At 46.6% G+C, this 15,569-nt stretch carries 24 protein-coding genes; 1 reads left to right on the plus strand and 23 read right to left on the minus strand.

Annotation, left to right across the window (positions count from 1 at the left end; translation table 11 throughout):
* Positions 1-106 precede the first annotated feature (106 nt).
* The 4 genes from rrtA to ACE3T3_RS13205 all read right to left on the minus strand — a co-directional run bounded on the left by rrtA (position 107) and on the right by ACE3T3_RS13205 (position 2,934).
* Entirely contained in the window at positions 107-679 is a 573-nt protein-coding gene (rrtA, locus tag ACE3T3_RS13190; protein ID WP_374667658.1) for a rhombosortase, read from the minus strand.
* 62 nt (positions 680-741) lie between these two features.
* Positions 742-1,782: a hypothetical protein gene (locus tag ACE3T3_RS13195; RefSeq protein WP_374667660.1), complete on the minus strand. Its 1,041-nt coding sequence runs from the start codon at positions 1,780-1,782 to the stop codon at positions 742-744.
* 518 nt (positions 1,783-2,300) lie between these two features.
* Positions 2,301-2,684, minus strand: coding sequence for a hypothetical protein (locus ACE3T3_RS13200; RefSeq protein ID WP_374667662.1), 384 nt, complete (start codon positions 2,682-2,684; stop codon positions 2,301-2,303).
* On the minus strand, positions 2,677-2,934 hold the full coding sequence (locus ACE3T3_RS13205) for a succinate dehydrogenase assembly factor 2 (protein WP_374667664.1): 258 nt from the start codon (positions 2,932-2,934) through the stop codon (positions 2,677-2,679). Before ACE3T3_RS13205 ends, ACE3T3_RS13200 begins: the two co-directional genes overlap by 8 nt.
* A gap of 185 nt (positions 2,935-3,119) precedes the next feature.
* Between ACE3T3_RS13205 and ACE3T3_RS13210 the strand changes: the two genes are divergently transcribed.
* On the plus strand, positions 3,120-4,292 hold the full coding sequence (locus ACE3T3_RS13210; RefSeq protein WP_374667667.1) for an acyl-CoA dehydrogenase family protein: 1,173 nt from the start codon (positions 3,120-3,122) through the stop codon (positions 4,290-4,292).
* An 82-nt stretch (positions 4,293-4,374) separates the two neighbouring features.
* Here ACE3T3_RS13210 and ACE3T3_RS13215 read toward each other — a convergent pair whose 3' ends face one another.
* The 19 genes from ACE3T3_RS13215 to rplN form a co-directional block, all read right to left on the minus strand.
* Complete coding sequence (locus ACE3T3_RS13215; RefSeq protein ID WP_374667669.1) at positions 4,375-5,169, minus strand: alpha/beta fold hydrolase; 795 nt, start codon at positions 5,167-5,169, stop codon at positions 4,375-4,377.
* A gap of 134 nt (positions 5,170-5,303) precedes the next feature.
* Positions 5,304-6,794: a flavin-containing monooxygenase gene (locus tag ACE3T3_RS13220; RefSeq protein WP_374667671.1), complete on the minus strand. Its 1,491-nt coding sequence runs from the start codon at positions 6,792-6,794 to the stop codon at positions 5,304-5,306.
* A 199-nt stretch (positions 6,795-6,993) separates the two neighbouring features.
* A complete protein-coding gene (gene rplQ / locus ACE3T3_RS13225; protein ID WP_004281488.1) occupies positions 6,994-7,359 on the minus strand; it encodes a 50S ribosomal protein L17 in 366 nt (121 codons plus the stop codon).
* An 18-nt stretch (positions 7,360-7,377) separates the two neighbouring features.
* On the minus strand, positions 7,378-8,385 hold the full coding sequence (locus ACE3T3_RS13230) for a DNA-directed RNA polymerase subunit alpha (protein WP_086213045.1): 1,008 nt from the start codon (positions 8,383-8,385) through the stop codon (positions 7,378-7,380).
* Positions 8,386-8,402: 17 nt separating this feature from the next.
* Complete coding sequence (gene rpsD, locus ACE3T3_RS13235) at positions 8,403-9,029, minus strand: 30S ribosomal protein S4 (RefSeq protein WP_374667675.1); 627 nt, start codon at positions 9,027-9,029, stop codon at positions 8,403-8,405.
* A gap of 12 nt (positions 9,030-9,041) precedes the next feature.
* The gene (rpsK, locus tag ACE3T3_RS13240; RefSeq protein WP_001040166.1) at positions 9,042-9,428 is read right to left on the minus strand and encodes a 30S ribosomal protein S11; all 387 of its coding nucleotides are present in this window, start codon (positions 9,426-9,428) and stop codon (positions 9,042-9,044) included.
* 19 nt (positions 9,429-9,447) lie between these two features.
* Complete coding sequence (rpsM, locus tag ACE3T3_RS13245) at positions 9,448-9,804, minus strand: 30S ribosomal protein S13 (RefSeq protein ID WP_004691296.1); 357 nt, start codon at positions 9,802-9,804, stop codon at positions 9,448-9,450.
* Between the two features lie 107 nt (positions 9,805-9,911).
* Entirely contained in the window at positions 9,912-10,028 is a 117-nt protein-coding gene (gene rpmJ / locus ACE3T3_RS13250) for a 50S ribosomal protein L36 (RefSeq protein WP_000867907.1), read from the minus strand.
* A gap of 20 nt (positions 10,029-10,048) precedes the next feature.
* Positions 10,049-11,368, minus strand: a complete 1,320-nt coding sequence (secY, locus tag ACE3T3_RS13255; RefSeq protein ID WP_374667695.1) for a preprotein translocase subunit SecY — start codon at positions 11,366-11,368, stop codon at positions 10,049-10,051.
* 45 nt (positions 11,369-11,413) lie between these two features.
* Positions 11,414-11,854, minus strand: coding sequence for a 50S ribosomal protein L15 (rplO, locus tag ACE3T3_RS13260; protein ID WP_081406805.1), 441 nt, complete (start codon positions 11,852-11,854; stop codon positions 11,414-11,416).
* A gap of 3 nt (positions 11,855-11,857) precedes the next feature.
* Positions 11,858-12,034 carry a 50S ribosomal protein L30 gene (rpmD, locus tag ACE3T3_RS13265; protein WP_004786899.1) on the minus strand — a complete coding sequence of 59 codons (177 nt, stop codon included), beginning with the start codon at positions 12,032-12,034 and terminating at the stop codon, positions 11,858-11,860.
* A gap of 6 nt (positions 12,035-12,040) precedes the next feature.
* Positions 12,041-12,538: a 30S ribosomal protein S5 gene (rpsE, locus tag ACE3T3_RS13270; protein ID WP_005012962.1), complete on the minus strand. Its 498-nt coding sequence runs from the start codon at positions 12,536-12,538 to the stop codon at positions 12,041-12,043.
* A 2-nt stretch (positions 12,539-12,540) separates the two neighbouring features.
* Positions 12,541-12,891, minus strand: a complete 351-nt coding sequence (rplR, locus tag ACE3T3_RS13275; protein ID WP_005012963.1) for a 50S ribosomal protein L18 — start codon at positions 12,889-12,891, stop codon at positions 12,541-12,543.
* A 14-nt stretch (positions 12,892-12,905) separates the two neighbouring features.
* Positions 12,906-13,439, minus strand: a complete 534-nt coding sequence (rplF, locus tag ACE3T3_RS13280) for a 50S ribosomal protein L6 (RefSeq protein WP_374667680.1) — start codon at positions 13,437-13,439, stop codon at positions 12,906-12,908.
* A gap of 13 nt (positions 13,440-13,452) precedes the next feature.
* Positions 13,453-13,848 carry a 30S ribosomal protein S8 gene (rpsH, locus tag ACE3T3_RS13285; RefSeq protein WP_005012969.1) on the minus strand — a complete coding sequence of 132 codons (396 nt, stop codon included), beginning with the start codon at positions 13,846-13,848 and terminating at the stop codon, positions 13,453-13,455.
* Between the two features lie 12 nt (positions 13,849-13,860).
* The gene (gene rpsN / locus ACE3T3_RS13290; protein WP_016654889.1) at positions 13,861-14,166 is read right to left on the minus strand and encodes a 30S ribosomal protein S14; all 306 of its coding nucleotides are present in this window, start codon (positions 14,164-14,166) and stop codon (positions 13,861-13,863) included.
* Positions 14,167-14,175: 9 nt separating this feature from the next.
* Positions 14,176-14,712, minus strand: coding sequence for a 50S ribosomal protein L5 (gene rplE / locus ACE3T3_RS13295; protein WP_004691311.1), 537 nt, complete (start codon positions 14,710-14,712; stop codon positions 14,176-14,178).
* A gap of 15 nt (positions 14,713-14,727) precedes the next feature.
* Positions 14,728-15,045, minus strand: coding sequence for a 50S ribosomal protein L24 (rplX, locus tag ACE3T3_RS13300; RefSeq protein WP_374667683.1), 318 nt, complete (start codon positions 15,043-15,045; stop codon positions 14,728-14,730).
* A gap of 9 nt (positions 15,046-15,054) precedes the next feature.
* Positions 15,055-15,423 (minus strand): 50S ribosomal protein L14, encoded by a 369-nt coding sequence (gene rplN / locus ACE3T3_RS13305; RefSeq protein WP_004657680.1) that lies wholly within the window; start codon positions 15,421-15,423, stop codon positions 15,055-15,057.
* Positions 15,424-15,569: the final 146 nt, after the last annotated feature.

The following is a 15,569-nucleotide window of genomic DNA, read 5'->3' on the forward strand; positions in this document are numbered from 1 at the left end:
TTGAAAATGACAATATGCATTTTCTTTTATGTTTTAAATGTCAACTTAGTCACTGCACATCTTCAATCATCTTTAAACTCATTGATTCTCAATATAATTCTTGCATCTAATCTTCTGCAAAATGTTCAATCAGCAGATACGCCGCCGCTGCGCCGATCCCCCAAATCACTCCCAGCAAATGCGCTTCAACCAATACCGGGCTGCCAATCAGCTGGGCTGTGCCCGTGCTGCCGATGGTATTTTCCCAAATCAGCTTGGATAAAATCAGCAGCAGCACCAGCGCGGCAAACTTGCGCTCCCGCCGGTAAATTAAATGCACGCAGGCCACAGCCGCATAAGCGCCGTGCAGCACCCCGGAAAGCCCTGCATAAGCTTCAATATCCGGCAAGAAATAGTAAAAGCTCAGGCTGATTAACGGCGGAAGCACCAGCAGCAGCGCTGTAAAATGCCAAACCGATGCCCGGGGAAAAATGAACGGCAAGCAGATAAAGGCCAGCATATTTAAAAAATAGTGCACCCAGCCCACATGCACCCAATGCCCTGTCCAGATGCGCCATGGTTCTGCAAACAAGAGCTGATGCAGATAAAAAAAAGATTCTTTAAAGACTTGCAGGCAGGCACAGATCGAAAGAACCGCCGCCAAAAAAACAATTTTACGAACCAGATAGTGATCTGTCATACGCACTCCCTGTGTGCGGCCTGAATGGGCATGCTTGGTTCAAGCATGCCCTGAATTCAGCTTTATTCACTCTTTGCGTCAAACAGCTCATCCAGCTCCGAGGAATCGCCGGAGTCATCCCAGAACTGTTCCATGCCGTCATCGGCTGTACGCACACCGGTATGTTCGGTCCAGTAACGGTCTGAAATGCCTTTGACCATTGAAGCCGCCATGCTGTCAATCAGCTTGAACTGCGGATTGACCGGTTTCTCATCGCTGCGCGCCTGCGCAAAAGTTCTTAACGCATCACGGATTTTGGCATCATCGCCGCTGGCTTGCGCAGCCACGGCATACATCGCATGCGATAAGCGCACGCCTTTTTGTTCGCCAATTTTGGTCGACTGCTTTAAGGTCTGATACGGATCCGGCTTGCCCTCTCCTGCACCTGGCAACAGTGTCCAAATCACGGCGCGGGTCGCTTCAGGCGCGCCCCAGAATTTTTCATTGTTTAAACAGCTCATGCCGCGTTCCACCACAGCCGCAATATCTTTCGGCACATTGACAGCGCCGCCGGAATTAATGTCGTTGGTCATGGACTGCAGGCCGCTCAGCATGCCCAGCAAATACACAGTCTGCTCAATATCGCTGTTCATTTTTGGACAGCTTTCACCTAAGCTTTTCTTATATTTTTTTTCAAAACGGTTTTGAAACAGCTGATAGCCGGTATATTGGCGCTGTGCCGCCAGCGCCGCCCAGCGCTTTTGCTCAATCCGGGCATCCTGCGCTTCAGTGACCTGATTGGCTTTGGAGGCGCGCAAGTAGCGCAATTCCGCATCCAGCGCTTTTTGCTCCGCGCAAATGCCTGCAGCAGAATACATCAGCACAGCCACGCGGGTCGGGTCTGCGCCCATATCTTTGGTGGCCATAATGGCCGGCGTTAAAGAAGTGCCGGAATTGCAGACCATTTCAGCATCATCCATTGCTAAAATAGGCGGCACAAGATGGTTTTCAGTAAATCCTAAAGCAACGTTGGCGCCAGTTTTGACAACTTGCGAACAGCCACTTAATAATGTTGTTATTGCTATTGCAGCCGCACCTTGGCATATTTTTTGGACGCTCGACATTTTCCTGTCCTCTATAATTGTGTTTATGTCCATATCGACAAACATATCAGAAGCAATTTCTGAATTAAAGAGCAATTACTCTAAGTTGATCCTGCACTATGCCATGTATTTAAAAATGTGAAATTGACTGTATTTTGAAAAATGCCAAATTTTAGGCAAAAAAAAGCAGCATTGCGACGGTTCAGCACATGCTGCTTATTAACTGTGAAAGTGTAAAAACACTTAATCTTGTTGTGCAAATCGTTCCTTCAGCACTGTTCCCAGCCGTCCTGCAACAATCGCTAAAATAATTGCCGCTGCCAGAAACATCCAAGTTGGATAATCCATCTCGATCTCCGCTTGCTGTTGGTCTGGATAATGTACATAAAAGCAATCACGCGCTGCAGCATTATTGTCTGACAATCGTCAGTTTATGCCAATTATTTGAATTTATGTCGGACAATGAGTCATTATCAATTATTTAAGTTATTCTTTCTAATATGTTTTTTATTTTTATAAAATTTCAAAGTGTCAGACAATCAGATCATTTTTGCCAACACTTTGAATGATTTCCACTGCTGAAAAGGCATTTGATCGCACCAGACAATAATCGGCTTGCTTCTGGCATGCTGAAAATACACCACGATATAGGCTTGATGATCAATAATATGGCTGATCTGCACCCGGTGTTTTGCTCCCAGGGCGGACAGCGTCCATTCCTTGCCATCAAGATAATCCAGTCCGGTAATTTTCGGGGTTTTGCGGTAAAACAGCAGATAGGCCGCACCGCCCAGCAAGAGCAGGCTGCACCACAGCACCCATGGCAGCAGCAGATACAGCAGCGTCATCAATACCGCAAATACAGCAAGATGAAACATCAGCGCTAAATAGCTGTGCTTCAGCTGAAAACTGCATTTATCCATGAACGTAATGCTTTAATTTTTGAATAAAAGCTTTTAATTCTGGACGCGGCGGCTCACTGACTTCCATAAACCAATCCAGCAGGTCCGGGTCTTCCTGAGCAACAAGTTCTGCAAACATTTCTTTTTCAGGCGCTTCCGCCTGCAGATAATAATTTTTGACATACGGGTCAAAATAAACATCAATTTCTTTTAAGCCGCGGCGCGCGCGGTAAATTACTTTGCGTTCTTCTAAAGTGATGTCATCACTCATTGCATACCCCCAATGATTTTAAGTCTTGCACATTTTACCTGATCCTGACGGCTTTGTTAGCATCAATTCTGCAAATTGGCGAAATCCTTCAGCAATTCCCGCAGTTTTGAACATTCAGCTCATTGTTGGGATTCTGCGGATCTTATAGTTTGATGGCATATCTATAAAAACTCAGGAAGATCATCATGCAGTCAGGTGCAATCCGCCCGATTCCCAATATGCTGCCGCGCAAGCTGTTCACTGAAGAACATGAAGCATTCCGCGATACCGTCCGCAAATTTTATGAAAAAGAAGTCGTGCCGAATATTGCCAAATATGAAGAACAGCAGCATGTCGACCGCCATCTGTGGAATAAAGCCGGCGAGCTGGGCCTGCTGTGCACCACCATGCCGGAAGCCTATGGCGGATCAGGCGTTGACCGGCTGTACAGCATGATCCTCATTGAAGAACAGGCCTATGCCATGGACTCCTCTACGGGCTTCTCGCTGCACTCGGATATTGTCGCCAATTACATCAATAACTTCGGCAATGAACAGCAGAAACTGCATTGGCTGCCGAAAATGGCCTCAGGCGAAGCCGTCACCGCGATTGCCATGACCGAGCCCGGCACCGGTTCAGATCTGCAGGCGGTGCGCACGACAGCGGTGTTAGACGGCGATGACTATGTGATTAACGGCTCGAAGATTTTCATTACCAATGGCTATCTCTGCGATATGGCGATCGTCGTGTGCAAAACCGGCAATACTGAAAAAGGCTCAGCCAATTTATCCTTGATAATCGTTGAAGCCGACCGCGCAGGTTTCAGCAAAGGCAAGCCGCTGAATAAAATCGGCATGAAAGGCCAAGACACCTGCGAACTGTTCTTTGATAATGTGCGTGTGCCCAAATCGAATTTGCTCGGCATGGAAGGCATGGGCTTTATGATGCTGATGAAAGAATTAGCCTGGGAGCGGATGCTGGTGGCGATTATCTGCCAAGCCGGCGCAGAAGCGGCTTTTGCCCATACGGTGCAATACACCAAAGAGCGCAAAGCATTTGGCAAAAGCGTCTCCAGCTTCCAAAATACCCGCTTTAATCTGGCCGAACTGCGCACAGAAATCGACTTTTGCCGCAGCTATCTCGACCGCTGCATGGAACTGCAGCTGACCGAAAGTTTAGCTATCGATGCCGCCGCCGCCGCCAAATATAAAATCTCAGAAATGTTCTCGAAAGTGGTGGATGAATGCCTGCAGCTGCATGGCGGCTATGGCTATATGCTGGAATACCCGATTGCCCGCGCCTATATTGATAACCGCGCCAACCGCATCTATGCCGGCACCAATGAAATTATGAAAGAACTGATTTCACGTACCTTATAAATTCAATCAATCAAATCTAGCGCTGCGCCCATCATTGGATGGGCGCATTTTTTTCTGATTTTTTTTGCCTATTCTTTTTTGCTTAATTCAGTTCTTGCGCAAAATCAGCAATCAGCGCAGTCACCAGTTCAGGCTGCTCCTTATGCGGCATGTGGTGCAAACCCTCTAAAATCTGCAGTTCTGCCTGCCCCGCGACCCCTTGGAAAATCTGCTGGGGCTGTGCTGTGGTGCCATATTCATCCAGCTCGCCATGAATGACCAGCGCGGGACAATGCACGCCGCTGAGCTGGGCGGCCAAATTCCAATCACGGAAAACGGGGGATAGCCAGGTTTCCGTCCATGCATTCAGCACCCACTGCGCTTTATCCCCATGATAGCGCGCCAAGCGCTCAAGCTGCCCCGGCTGCGTAAAACCTGACTTCGCTTCCCGAATTCCGGCCAAAGTCAGCTCTTCTACTTCATATTGCGCGGCGATGGTGATTAAACCGGCGCATCGCTCTGGATAGGCTGCCGCAATCACCACCGACATGCCGCCGCCCACACTATGGCCCATAATCACAAAGCGATGAAGATGAAAATGATCCATCACCGCTTTAAAAGCCTGCTGCGCTTCGGTCAATACAAAGTCCGTTTTTAACTGATCGGGATGCGCGCTCGATTGGCCAAAGCCCAAACGGTCATAGGCATAGACGCTTCGCCCTGTGGCAGCCGCCAATTGCGCGGGAAAGTCACGCCATAAATCGACACTGCCCAGTGAATCATGCATCAAGATGATGGGCGCTAAATTCTGACCGCCATCTACAGGCTGCCACGTTTTGACATGAATTTCTTGATTGCCTATTTCAATAAATGCGCTGCTTTCCTGAATCTTATCCACGGTATTCCGTCACTTTAAATGATTATCAAGCAGCATCATCCAACAGTTTTGCGATGAAATAAAGTACAGCGCACTAGACGCACAGTTCACAAAAAAAGGGAGCAAACTGCTCCCTTTGGATATTCATGAAAAAACTAAGAGACCAATCGCGGCTTAGCGGCTTGCTGATCAGACTTTTTTGCAAATTTTAAAACATTGTCTTCAAAACTGGCGTGTTTGAGCACTTTACGGTCTGCCAAATAATTATTGCTGACATGCCATGGGCCGGATTTGCCCTGCTTCGGCATCACATCAGCGGCGCGTGCAATATAGCCTGAACTTAAGCTGCCCATCACCGTATCCTGTTCCAGCTGCGTCGCATCGCCTTCGGCAATCACTTGGTCGTAATGATGGGCATCCATGTAATTCAATAGACGGCAGATATATTCCGAAGCAATATCCACCTTTAAAGTCCAAGAGGCATTGATATAGCCGATAATCATCGCCATATTCGGCACATCGCTGACCATAATGCCTTGATACAGCATATGCTGCGAGGTATTCAGCGGCTTGCCGTCAATTGTCGCTTGAATGCCGCCCAGAATTTGAATATTCAAGCCCGTCGCAGACACAATAATATCGGCTTCTAAATGCTTGCCCGATTTCAGCTGAATGCCATTTTCTGTAAAGCGCTCAATTTGATCGGTTTCCACACTGGCCTGGCCTTCACGCAGAATTTTAAACAGATCCCCATCCGGCACCACGCAAAGGCGCTGATCCCATGGGTTATAGCTTGGCGTGAAGTGCTTCATATCGACTTTGCCCTTCAGCTGCAGCTCTATCGATTTCAGCAGGAATTTACGCAGCAGTTTCGGCTGTTTCTGCGCAACGGCATAAACTGCGCGCTGTACGCCGATATTGCGCGCACGGGTCAGTTTATACGCCACATCCTCCGGCAGCACTTTGCGCATCTTGTCGTAAATCATATCGACAGATGGTATCGATGCAATATAGGTCGGTGAGCGCTGCAGCATGGTGACATGCCCCGCACCGCCCTTCGCCATCGCCGGCACCAATGTAATGGCCGTTGCGCCGCTGCCGATAATCACCACTTTCTTGCCGCGGTAATCTAAATTCTCCGGCCAATGCTGCGGGTGAATAAATTGGCCCTTGAATTGTTCCTGCTGTGGAAAATCCGGCTGAAAGCCTTGATCATAGTTATAGTAGCCGGTGCAGCCCAAAACAAAATTGGCTACCCAGGTTTCCTGCTCTTGCTTGCTGTTCTCGATCACCACCTGCCATTTCCGGCTGTCGGAATCATAATTGGCAGACAGCACACGGTGCTGAAAATGGATTTTCTTTTGCAGCTGAAATTCATCCACGACTTCAGCCAAATAGCCTTTAATGGAAGCGCCATCCGCCAATACGCTGGCTTTTTTCCAGGGCTTGAAATTAAAGCCGAACGTAGACATGTCTGAATCCGAACGGATGCCTGGATATTTAAATAAGTCCCATGTGCCGCCGAAGCTTTCGCGGCGTTCAATAATTTCATATGAGCGTTGCGGGCAAGTTTTTGCCAAATGCGCAGCGATGCCTATCCCAGAGATGCCTGCGCCTACAATCAGAATATCGACGTTCTTTTCCATGTTGTTCTTTTAACCTATTTCAAGTTCATGAAATTATTAAATCACAATTTTGACAATACACAATGTCAAGTTTTCATTAATCAGATCAAAATTCTTGTCATCTGAGGACAATCTCTTAAATTGTCTGACAAACAGGCATTAAAAAAGGCTGGTTTTTCAACCAGCCTTTTGGAACAGCAAACGCTATTCTTCAGCGAAATTAGTTAACTTCGCGATCTACTAGCTCAACGTAAGCCATCGGTGCAGCATCACCTGCACGGAAGCCCGCTTTAAGAACACGTAGATAACCGCCGTTACGTTCTTTGTAACGAGGGCCAAGAACGGTAAATAATTTACCAACAGTTGCTGCTGAACGAGTACGAGCAAATGCCAAACGGCGGTTCGCTACAGTATCGTTTTTAGCTAAAGTGATTAAAGGCTCAGCTACACGACGCAACTCTTTTGCTTTAGGCACAGTTGTTTTGATCAACTCGTGCTCGAACAAAGAATTCGCCATGTTTTGGAACATCGCTTTACGATGACTGCTTGTACGGCCTAATTTCACACCACTATTACGATGACGCATGGTGATAGTCCTACTTAATTAACGGCTGCGGTAGGCAAAGCGGTCGTCCATGCGGAGGCTAGCCGGTGGCCAGTTCTCTAAACGCATGCCGAGCTGCAAGCCCTTCGAAGCTAGAACATCTTTAATCTCAGTCAACGATTTTTTACCTAAGTTAGGAGTTTTTAACAACTCAACTTCAGTACGCTGAACAAGATCGCCAATGTAGTAAATATTTTCTGCTTTCAAACAGTTAGCAGAACGAACAGTAAGCTCTAGATCATCTACTGGACGAAGCAAGATTGGATCAACTTCTTCACGAGGCTCTTGAGCAACCGGCGCTTGATCTTTCTGAAGGTCAACGAAGATCGCAATTTGCTGCTGCAAAATAGTCGCAGCTTTGCGGATCGCTTCTTCAGGATCTACAGTACCGTTTGTTTCAAGATCAATGACCAATTTGTCAAGGTCCGTACGCTGTTCAACACGAGCATTTTCAACTGTGTAAGAAACGCGTTTGATCGGGCTGTAAGACGCATCCAACTGCAGGCGGCCCACTGGGCGGGTTTCGCCCTCTGGGAAGCGTGAGTCAGAAGTCTCATAGCCGCGGCCTTGAGCAACTTTCAGGCGCATCTTAAGATTGCCTGAAGCACTTAACGTGCCGATCACATGTTCAGGGTTAACCACTTCAACATTATGCGGTAAACGAAGGTCAGCGGCAGTTACGTCGCCAGGACCTTGTTTTTCCAATGTCAAATAAGCTTCATTTTGATCGAACAGCTTAATAGACAATCCTTTCAGGTTCAGCAAGAGCTCGACGATGTCCTGCTGCAAGCCTTCCAAAGTACTGTACTCGTGCTCGACACCTTCAATTTCAACTTCAACCACGGCAGCGCCAGGCAAAGAAGAAAGTAGGATGCGACGTAAAGCATTACCTAGAGTATGGCCAAAACCACGCTCTAAAGGTTCTAGAATAACTTTTGCCGAGGTCCCGCTTGCCGCTTCGACTTTAATCGCTTGCGGTGTTAGAAACTCATTTGCAGTACGCGTCATTATTGCTACCTCAAGGATTATTTAGAATACAATTCTACAATCAAGCTTTCGTTGATTTCAGCAGGTAAATCAGAACGATCTGGCGCAGCTTTAAATGTACCTTCCAATTTAGAATGGTCAATTTCCATCCAAGAAGGAATACCACGTTGAGCAGCTAATTCAATAGCGTTTTTGATACGCAATTGTTGTTTAGCGCCTTCGTGAACTGCAATCACGTCACCCGCTTTAACTTGGATAGACGCGATGTTAACGCGGCGGCCATTTAAAGTGATTGAACGGTGAGATACAAGCTGACGAGCTTCTGCACGTGTAGAACCAAAACCCATGCGATAAACAACGTTATCCAGGCGGCTTTCAAGCAATTTCAACAGGTTTTCACCAGTTGCGCCTTTAACACGAGCAGCTTCTTTATAGTAATTACTAAATTGACGCTCTAAAACACCGTACATACGACGTACTTTTTGTTTTTCACGTAATTGTAGTGAATACTCAGATTGTTTTCCAGCACGAGCGCCGCCATGTTGGCCAGGCGCTTTAGCAGCTTTTTTAGTTTTGACGTCAAACGGTTTAACGCCAGATTTTAATTGCAGGTCTGTCCCTTCGCGGCGAGAGAGTTTGCATTTTGGACCAATATAACGAGCCATGAATGTTTCTCCTTACACGCGACGTTTTTTAGGTGGACGGCAACCGTTGTGCGGGATTGGCGTCACATCGGTAATGCTGTTAATTTTATAACCCACTGCACCTAAAGCACGAACCGCAGATTCACGACCAGGACCAGGACCTTTTACAAGGACGTCCAAGTTTTTCAAACCGTAGTCTAAAGCAGCTTTACCAGCAACTTCAGCAGCTACCTGAGCAGCAAACGGAGTTGATTTACGTGATCCACGGAAGCCTTGTCCACCAGAGGTAGCCCAAGCCAGTGCATTACCTTGACGATCGGTAATAGTCACAATGGTGTTATTAAAAGAAGCGTGAATGTGTGCAACACCTTCAGAGACGGTACGAGTGACCTTCTTGCGTGTGCGAGTATCTTTAGCCATCTTTTAGCTTCCAGAAATCTTATTTCTTAATAGGTTTGCGCGGACCTTTACGGGTACGTGCGTTAGTTTTGGTGCGTTGTCCACGGACAGGCAAGCTGCGACGATGACGAAGACCGCGGTAGCAGCCTAAATCCATTAAACGTTTAATGTTCATGGAAATTTCGCGACGTAAATCACCTTCGGTCGGAACCTTAGCAACTTCTGCACGAATCGCATCAAGCTGAGCGTCATCTAATTCACGGATCTTTGTAGTCGGCGCGATACCAACAGCAGCCAAGATATTCTTAGCAGTGTGGCGACCTACACCAAAGATGTACGTTAGAGAGATAACAGCATGCTTGTTATCCGGAATGTTTACACCGGCAATACGAGCCATTCAATTTTCTCCAAAAAGGCAGTTAAGACAATCAACCGCCCCACAAAAATCTTGAGGGGCGGATAATAACCTAATTAGCCTACTGAAATCAACAGGTCTTGATCAGATTAACCTTGACGCTGCTTATGACGAGGTTCTGCGCTGCAAATTACGCGAATAACCCCATTACGACGGATAACTTTACAGCTACCACAAATTTTCTTTACAGAAGCTTGTACTTTCATGATGAAACCTCTAAGTGCGCTTATCCCTTAGGATGAGCAGTCGTTTTTCTCATTAACGATTGATTGTCATATTGATGCGATGTCAGATGGGCTTGCAGCTGAGCCATAAAGTCCATCACGACAACCACTACGATCAGTAAAGACGTACCGCCTAAGCTGAATGGAATACCAAACGAGCTTTGCAGAATCATCGGCATTAAACAGATGACTGTGATGTAAATCGCGCCGATAAACGTCAAACGGTTGAGAATATGATCTAAGTAACGAGCAGTTTGCTCACCTGGGCGGATACCCGGCACATACGCTCCGCTGCGTTTCAGGTTCTCTGAGACTTCTTTCGGGCTGAAAACCAGCGCCGTATAGAAATAGCAGAAGAAGATAATCAACGCACCGAAAAGCACCAAGTATAACGGCTGTCCAGGCGACAATACGAGCGCCAAATCTTGCAGGCTGCGCTTAATCAATCCAGCATTTGGATCAGCACTTCCTACCCACTGGCCTAAGCTCGCAGGGAACAGAAGCAATGAGCTGGCAAAAATTGCTGGAATCACACCCGCCATATTGATTTTCAATGGCAAATGCGTTTGCTGTGCTGAAAACACGCGGCGGCCTTGCTGTTTCTGCGCATAGTTTACTGGAATGCGGCGCTGAGCCTTTTCAATAAACACAATCGCAGCTAAAACAGCCAGTGACAATAAGCCAAAAATCGCCAAGCCGATTAAGCTGGTCTGGCCATTGTCTGTGGATGATAAGGATTGCAGAACCAAGTTCGGCAAACCGGCAACAATACCGGCGAAGATGATCATGGAAATACCATTGCCCACCCCGCGCTCAGTAATTTGCTCACCCAGCCACATCAGGAACATCGTGCCTGCAACCAGTGAAGTTACAGCCGGAACGTAAAAAGCCAAACCAGAACTCAAGGTAATCCCTTGACTGATCAGGCCTGCACACATCCCTACTGCCTGCACCAATGCAAGAAGCAGCGTACCTTGACGCGTATACTGATTAATTTTACGCTTGCCTTGCTCACCCTCTTTTTTCAAAGCTTCGAGTGATGGGACTACGGTAGACATCAGCTGAACGATAATGGACGCTGAGATATACGGCATAATGCCCAAAGCAAGAATTGACATGCGCTCTAATGCACCGCCCGAAAACATGTTGAACAAGCCAAGGATCGTTCCCTGGTTTGCATTAAACAGATTTTCAAGCGCGGCATTATTAATGCCCGGCACTGGAATATGCGCTCCTAGCCGAAAGACCAGCAAAGCGCCAATGAGGAACATCATTCGGCGAATAATTTCACGGTATTTCACGTGAAATGGCTGACCTTTCATCATATTTACATGACCTGCAGAACTAGGAGTCATAGACACTGGGGATTACTCCTCGACTTTGCCGCCAGCAGCTTCAACAGCAGCTTTAGCGCCTTTAGTCAATGCAACACCTTGTACAGTGAAAGCGCGAGTAATTTCACCAGAAAGTACGATACGTGCACGAAGCATATCTTTACGCACAACGTTAGCAGCTTTCAAAGTTTCAAGTGAAACGATATCACCTTCAACTTTAGCAAGTTCTGATAAACGTACTTCAGCAGTTTTCAAAGCCAACTGGCTAGTGAAACCGAATTTAGGCAAACGGCGATATAACGCAGTTTGACCGCCTTCGAAACCAGGACGTGTACCACCGCTCTTACGTGAATTTTGACCTTTGACACCACGGCCGCCAGTCTTACCAACACCAGAACCGATACCACGGCCTAAGCGAAGGTTATCACGCTTAGCGCCTTCTGCAGGCGCAATTGTATTTAAACGCAGAGTCATGGCTTATTCCTCTACACTAACCATATAGTAGACTTGGTTGATCATACCGCGGTTAGAAGGCGTATCTTGCACTTCTACAGTATGACCAATACGACGCAGACCTAAACCTTTAAGGCTAAGCTTGTGATTTTTCAAGCGGTGCGATGCAGATTTAGTCTGGGTAACTTTAATCGTTTTCATGATTGATTACCCTTGAATTTGTTCTACAGAAAGACCGCGTTTAGCAGCAACTTTCTCTGGAGAAGTCATATCGCGCAGACCGTTAAAAGTCGCGTTTACAACGTTCGCAGCATTTGTAGAACCATAGCATTTTGTCAATACGTTACGCACGCCAACAGCTTCTAAAACTGCACGCATTGCGCCGCCAGCGATTACACCAGTACCTTCAGAAGCAGGCTGCATGTAAACACGGCTAGCGCCGTGACGGGCATTGATAGGGTGCTGAACAGTACCGTCAACAAGGTCAACAGTAATCATGTTGCGGCGCGCAGCTTCAAGTGCTTTAGAAATAGCAGCTGGAACTTCGCGCGCTTTACCGCGACCAAAACCTACGCGACCATTACCGTCACCTACCACAGTCAATGCTGTGAAAGAGAAGATACGGCCACCCTTAACAACTTTGGCTACACGATCAACGGCAACCAGCTTTTCAACAAGACCTTCGTTTTGTTCAACTTTAGCCATGATTAGAACTCCAAGCCGTTTTCACGAGCAGCATCAGCCAAGGCTTTGATACGACCATGATATTTAAAACCAGAACGGTCAAATGCAACTTTAGTAACGCCAGCTGCTTTCGCACGTTCTGCGATTAAAGCACCTACTTTTTGAGCTGCTTCAACATTACCAGTTGTACCAGCACGTAGAGTAGCGTCTAAAGTAGAAGCTTGCGCCAATACTTTGCCACCATCTGCTGAAATAACTTGAGCATAGATGTGACGCGGAGTGCGGTTTACACACAAACGAGTCGCACCCAATGCACGGATGTGCAAGCGTGTGCTTTTCGCACGACGCAAACGGGTTTGTTTCTTTTCGTTCATAAGAACCTCGCGCCTTATTTCTTCTTAGCTTCTTTACGAAGTACAACTTCGTCAGAATAACGAACACCTTTACCTTTATAAGGTTCTGGCGGACGGTAACCACGGATCTCAGCTGCAACTTGACCAAGCAATTGCTTGTTAGCTGACTTAAGTACAACTTCAGTCGCAGTCGGAGTTTCAGCAGTTACACCTTCAGGAAGGTTATAGTCGACTGGGTGAGAGAAACCAAGGTTAAGGTTAACAACGTTACCTTTAACCGCAGCTTTATAACCAACACCAATCAGCTGCAACTTACGTTCGAAGCCTTCGTTCACACCTTTTACAAGATTATTAAGAACAGCGCGAGCAGTACCAGCTTGCATCCAAGAATCTTTAGATTCTTTAACAGGAGCAATTTGAAGTTTACCTTCTTCCTGTTTCAGCTCGACCAGCGCATGCAGGTTGAAAGACAACGTACCTTTGCTGCCTTTCACTTCGACCTGCCGGCCGTTCTGAGTAACTGTTACACCGTTAGGTACAGTTACTGGGGCTTTAGCCACACGAGACATGAGGAATCACCTATTAAGATACAAAAGCAATAACTTCACCACCGATACCTGCAGCACGTGCAGCGCGATCAGTCATGATGCCTTTGCTTGTAGAAACAATTGCAATACCCAAACCTTGCTTAACGCTAGGAAGTGCATCTTTACCACGGTATTGGCGAAGGCCTGGACGGCTCACGCGCTTAACTGTGTCGATGACTGGCTTGCCTTCGAAATATTTTAAAGTAATAGTCAAAGTAGCTTTGCCTTCATTGTCGGCAACTTCTACGTTTGAGATATAACCTTCTTGTTGAAGTACGTTAGCAATCGCAACTTTCAACTTTGAGTTTGGCATAGAAACAGTTTGTTTCTTTGCCATTTGTGCGTTACGAACACGTGTTAGCATGTCGGCAACGGTATCTTGCATACTCATTTATAGTGCTCCTTACCAGCTTGCCTTAACAACGCCCGGCACATCACCTTGCATTACTGTGTCACGTAATTTGTTACGGCTTAGACCGAACTTACGGAAGTAACCATGTGGACGGCCAGTTAGACCGCAACGGTTACGCAGACGTACTGGAGATGCATTACGCGGTAATGCTTGAAATTTCATCATCGCTTCGAAACGTTCTTCGTCTGATGCGTTTACGTTTGCAATGATTGCTTTTAATTCAGCACGTTTTGCAGCGTATTTAGCAACAGTTTTTTCGCGTTTCAATTCGCGATTAATCATACCTTTCTTAGCCATATCGACCTCTTATTTGAACGGGAAGCCGAATGCACGCATAAGCGCACGGCCTTCGTCATCGGTGCGAGCAGTCGTAGTGATGGTAATATCCATACCACGAATACGATCAATCTTATCAAAATCGATTTCAGGGAACATGATTTGTTCCTTAAGACCCATTGAGTAGTTGCCGCGACCGTCAAATGATTTCGCAGAGAAACCACGGAAGTCACGGATACGAGGGATCGCAATCGAGATTAGACGGTCTAAGAATTCGTACATACGTTCGCCGCGTAAAGTAACTTTACAACCAATCGGCCAACCATCACGGATTTTGAAACCAGCGATTGATTTGCGAGCTAACGTAAGAACTGGTTTTTGACCAGCGATAGCTTGCATATCAGCAAGAGCACCATCAAGGAGTTTTTTGTCAGCAGCAGCTGCGCCAACACCCATGTTGATCGTGATTTTAGTAATGCGAGGAATATCCATCACATTTTTAACGGCTAAAGTCTCTTGTAATTGAGCCTTAAGTTCGTCGTTGTAACGCGTTTTAAGTCTGGCCATTGCCTTTTCAACCTATTACTTCGCTACCGCCACTGATTCACCATTTGACTTGTAAACGCGAGTTTTCGCGCCTTCAGTCACCTGGTAACCAACACGGTCAGCCTTTTGGGTTGTAGCATTAAAAATTGCCACGTTAGAGATATGAAGCGAAGCTTCTTGTGTAACTACAGCGCCTTCAGCACCTGTTGCACGGTTCGGCTTTTGATGCTTCTTAACCAAGTTAAGGCCTTCAACCATAACACGGTCATTTGAAACAGACAGAACAGTACCCTGTTTGCCTTTTTCTTTACCTGCGATCACAATAACTTGATCGCCTTTTTTAATCTTAGCCATGATTGCCTCTTATAGAACTTCAGGAGCCAGTGAAATAATTTTCATGAACTGTTCAGTACGAAGTTCACGAGTCACTGGTCCGAAAATACGAGTTGCAATCGGCGCTTTGTTGTTGTTCAAAATAACAGCTGCGTTATCGTCGAAACGGATAACAGAGCCATCTGGACGGCGGATGCCGAATTTTGTACGTACAACAACAGCATTCATCACGTCACCTTTTTTAACACGTGCGCGTGGAATAGCTTCTTTTACAGTAACTTTAATAATGTCGCCAACAGAAGCATAACGACGATGTGAACCACCAAGTACTTTAATACATTGTACGCGGCGAGCACCACTGTTGTCTGCTACGTCGAGCATACTTTCGGTTTGAATCATTGCCCTACTCCAAAACCGAGCATCACCGGTCGCAATTTCGAAAGGCTCAAAGAGTACTCGAAATTGACCGATGATGCAAGAACGTTTAATTACTCAGCAGCAGCTTCAACAACTTCAACTAAAGTCCAAGACTTAGTTTTAGAAAT

It is taken from the genome of Acinetobacter sp. (genome assembly GCF_041919735.1).
GTDB lineage: Bacteria > Pseudomonadota > Gammaproteobacteria > Pseudomonadales > Moraxellaceae > Acinetobacter.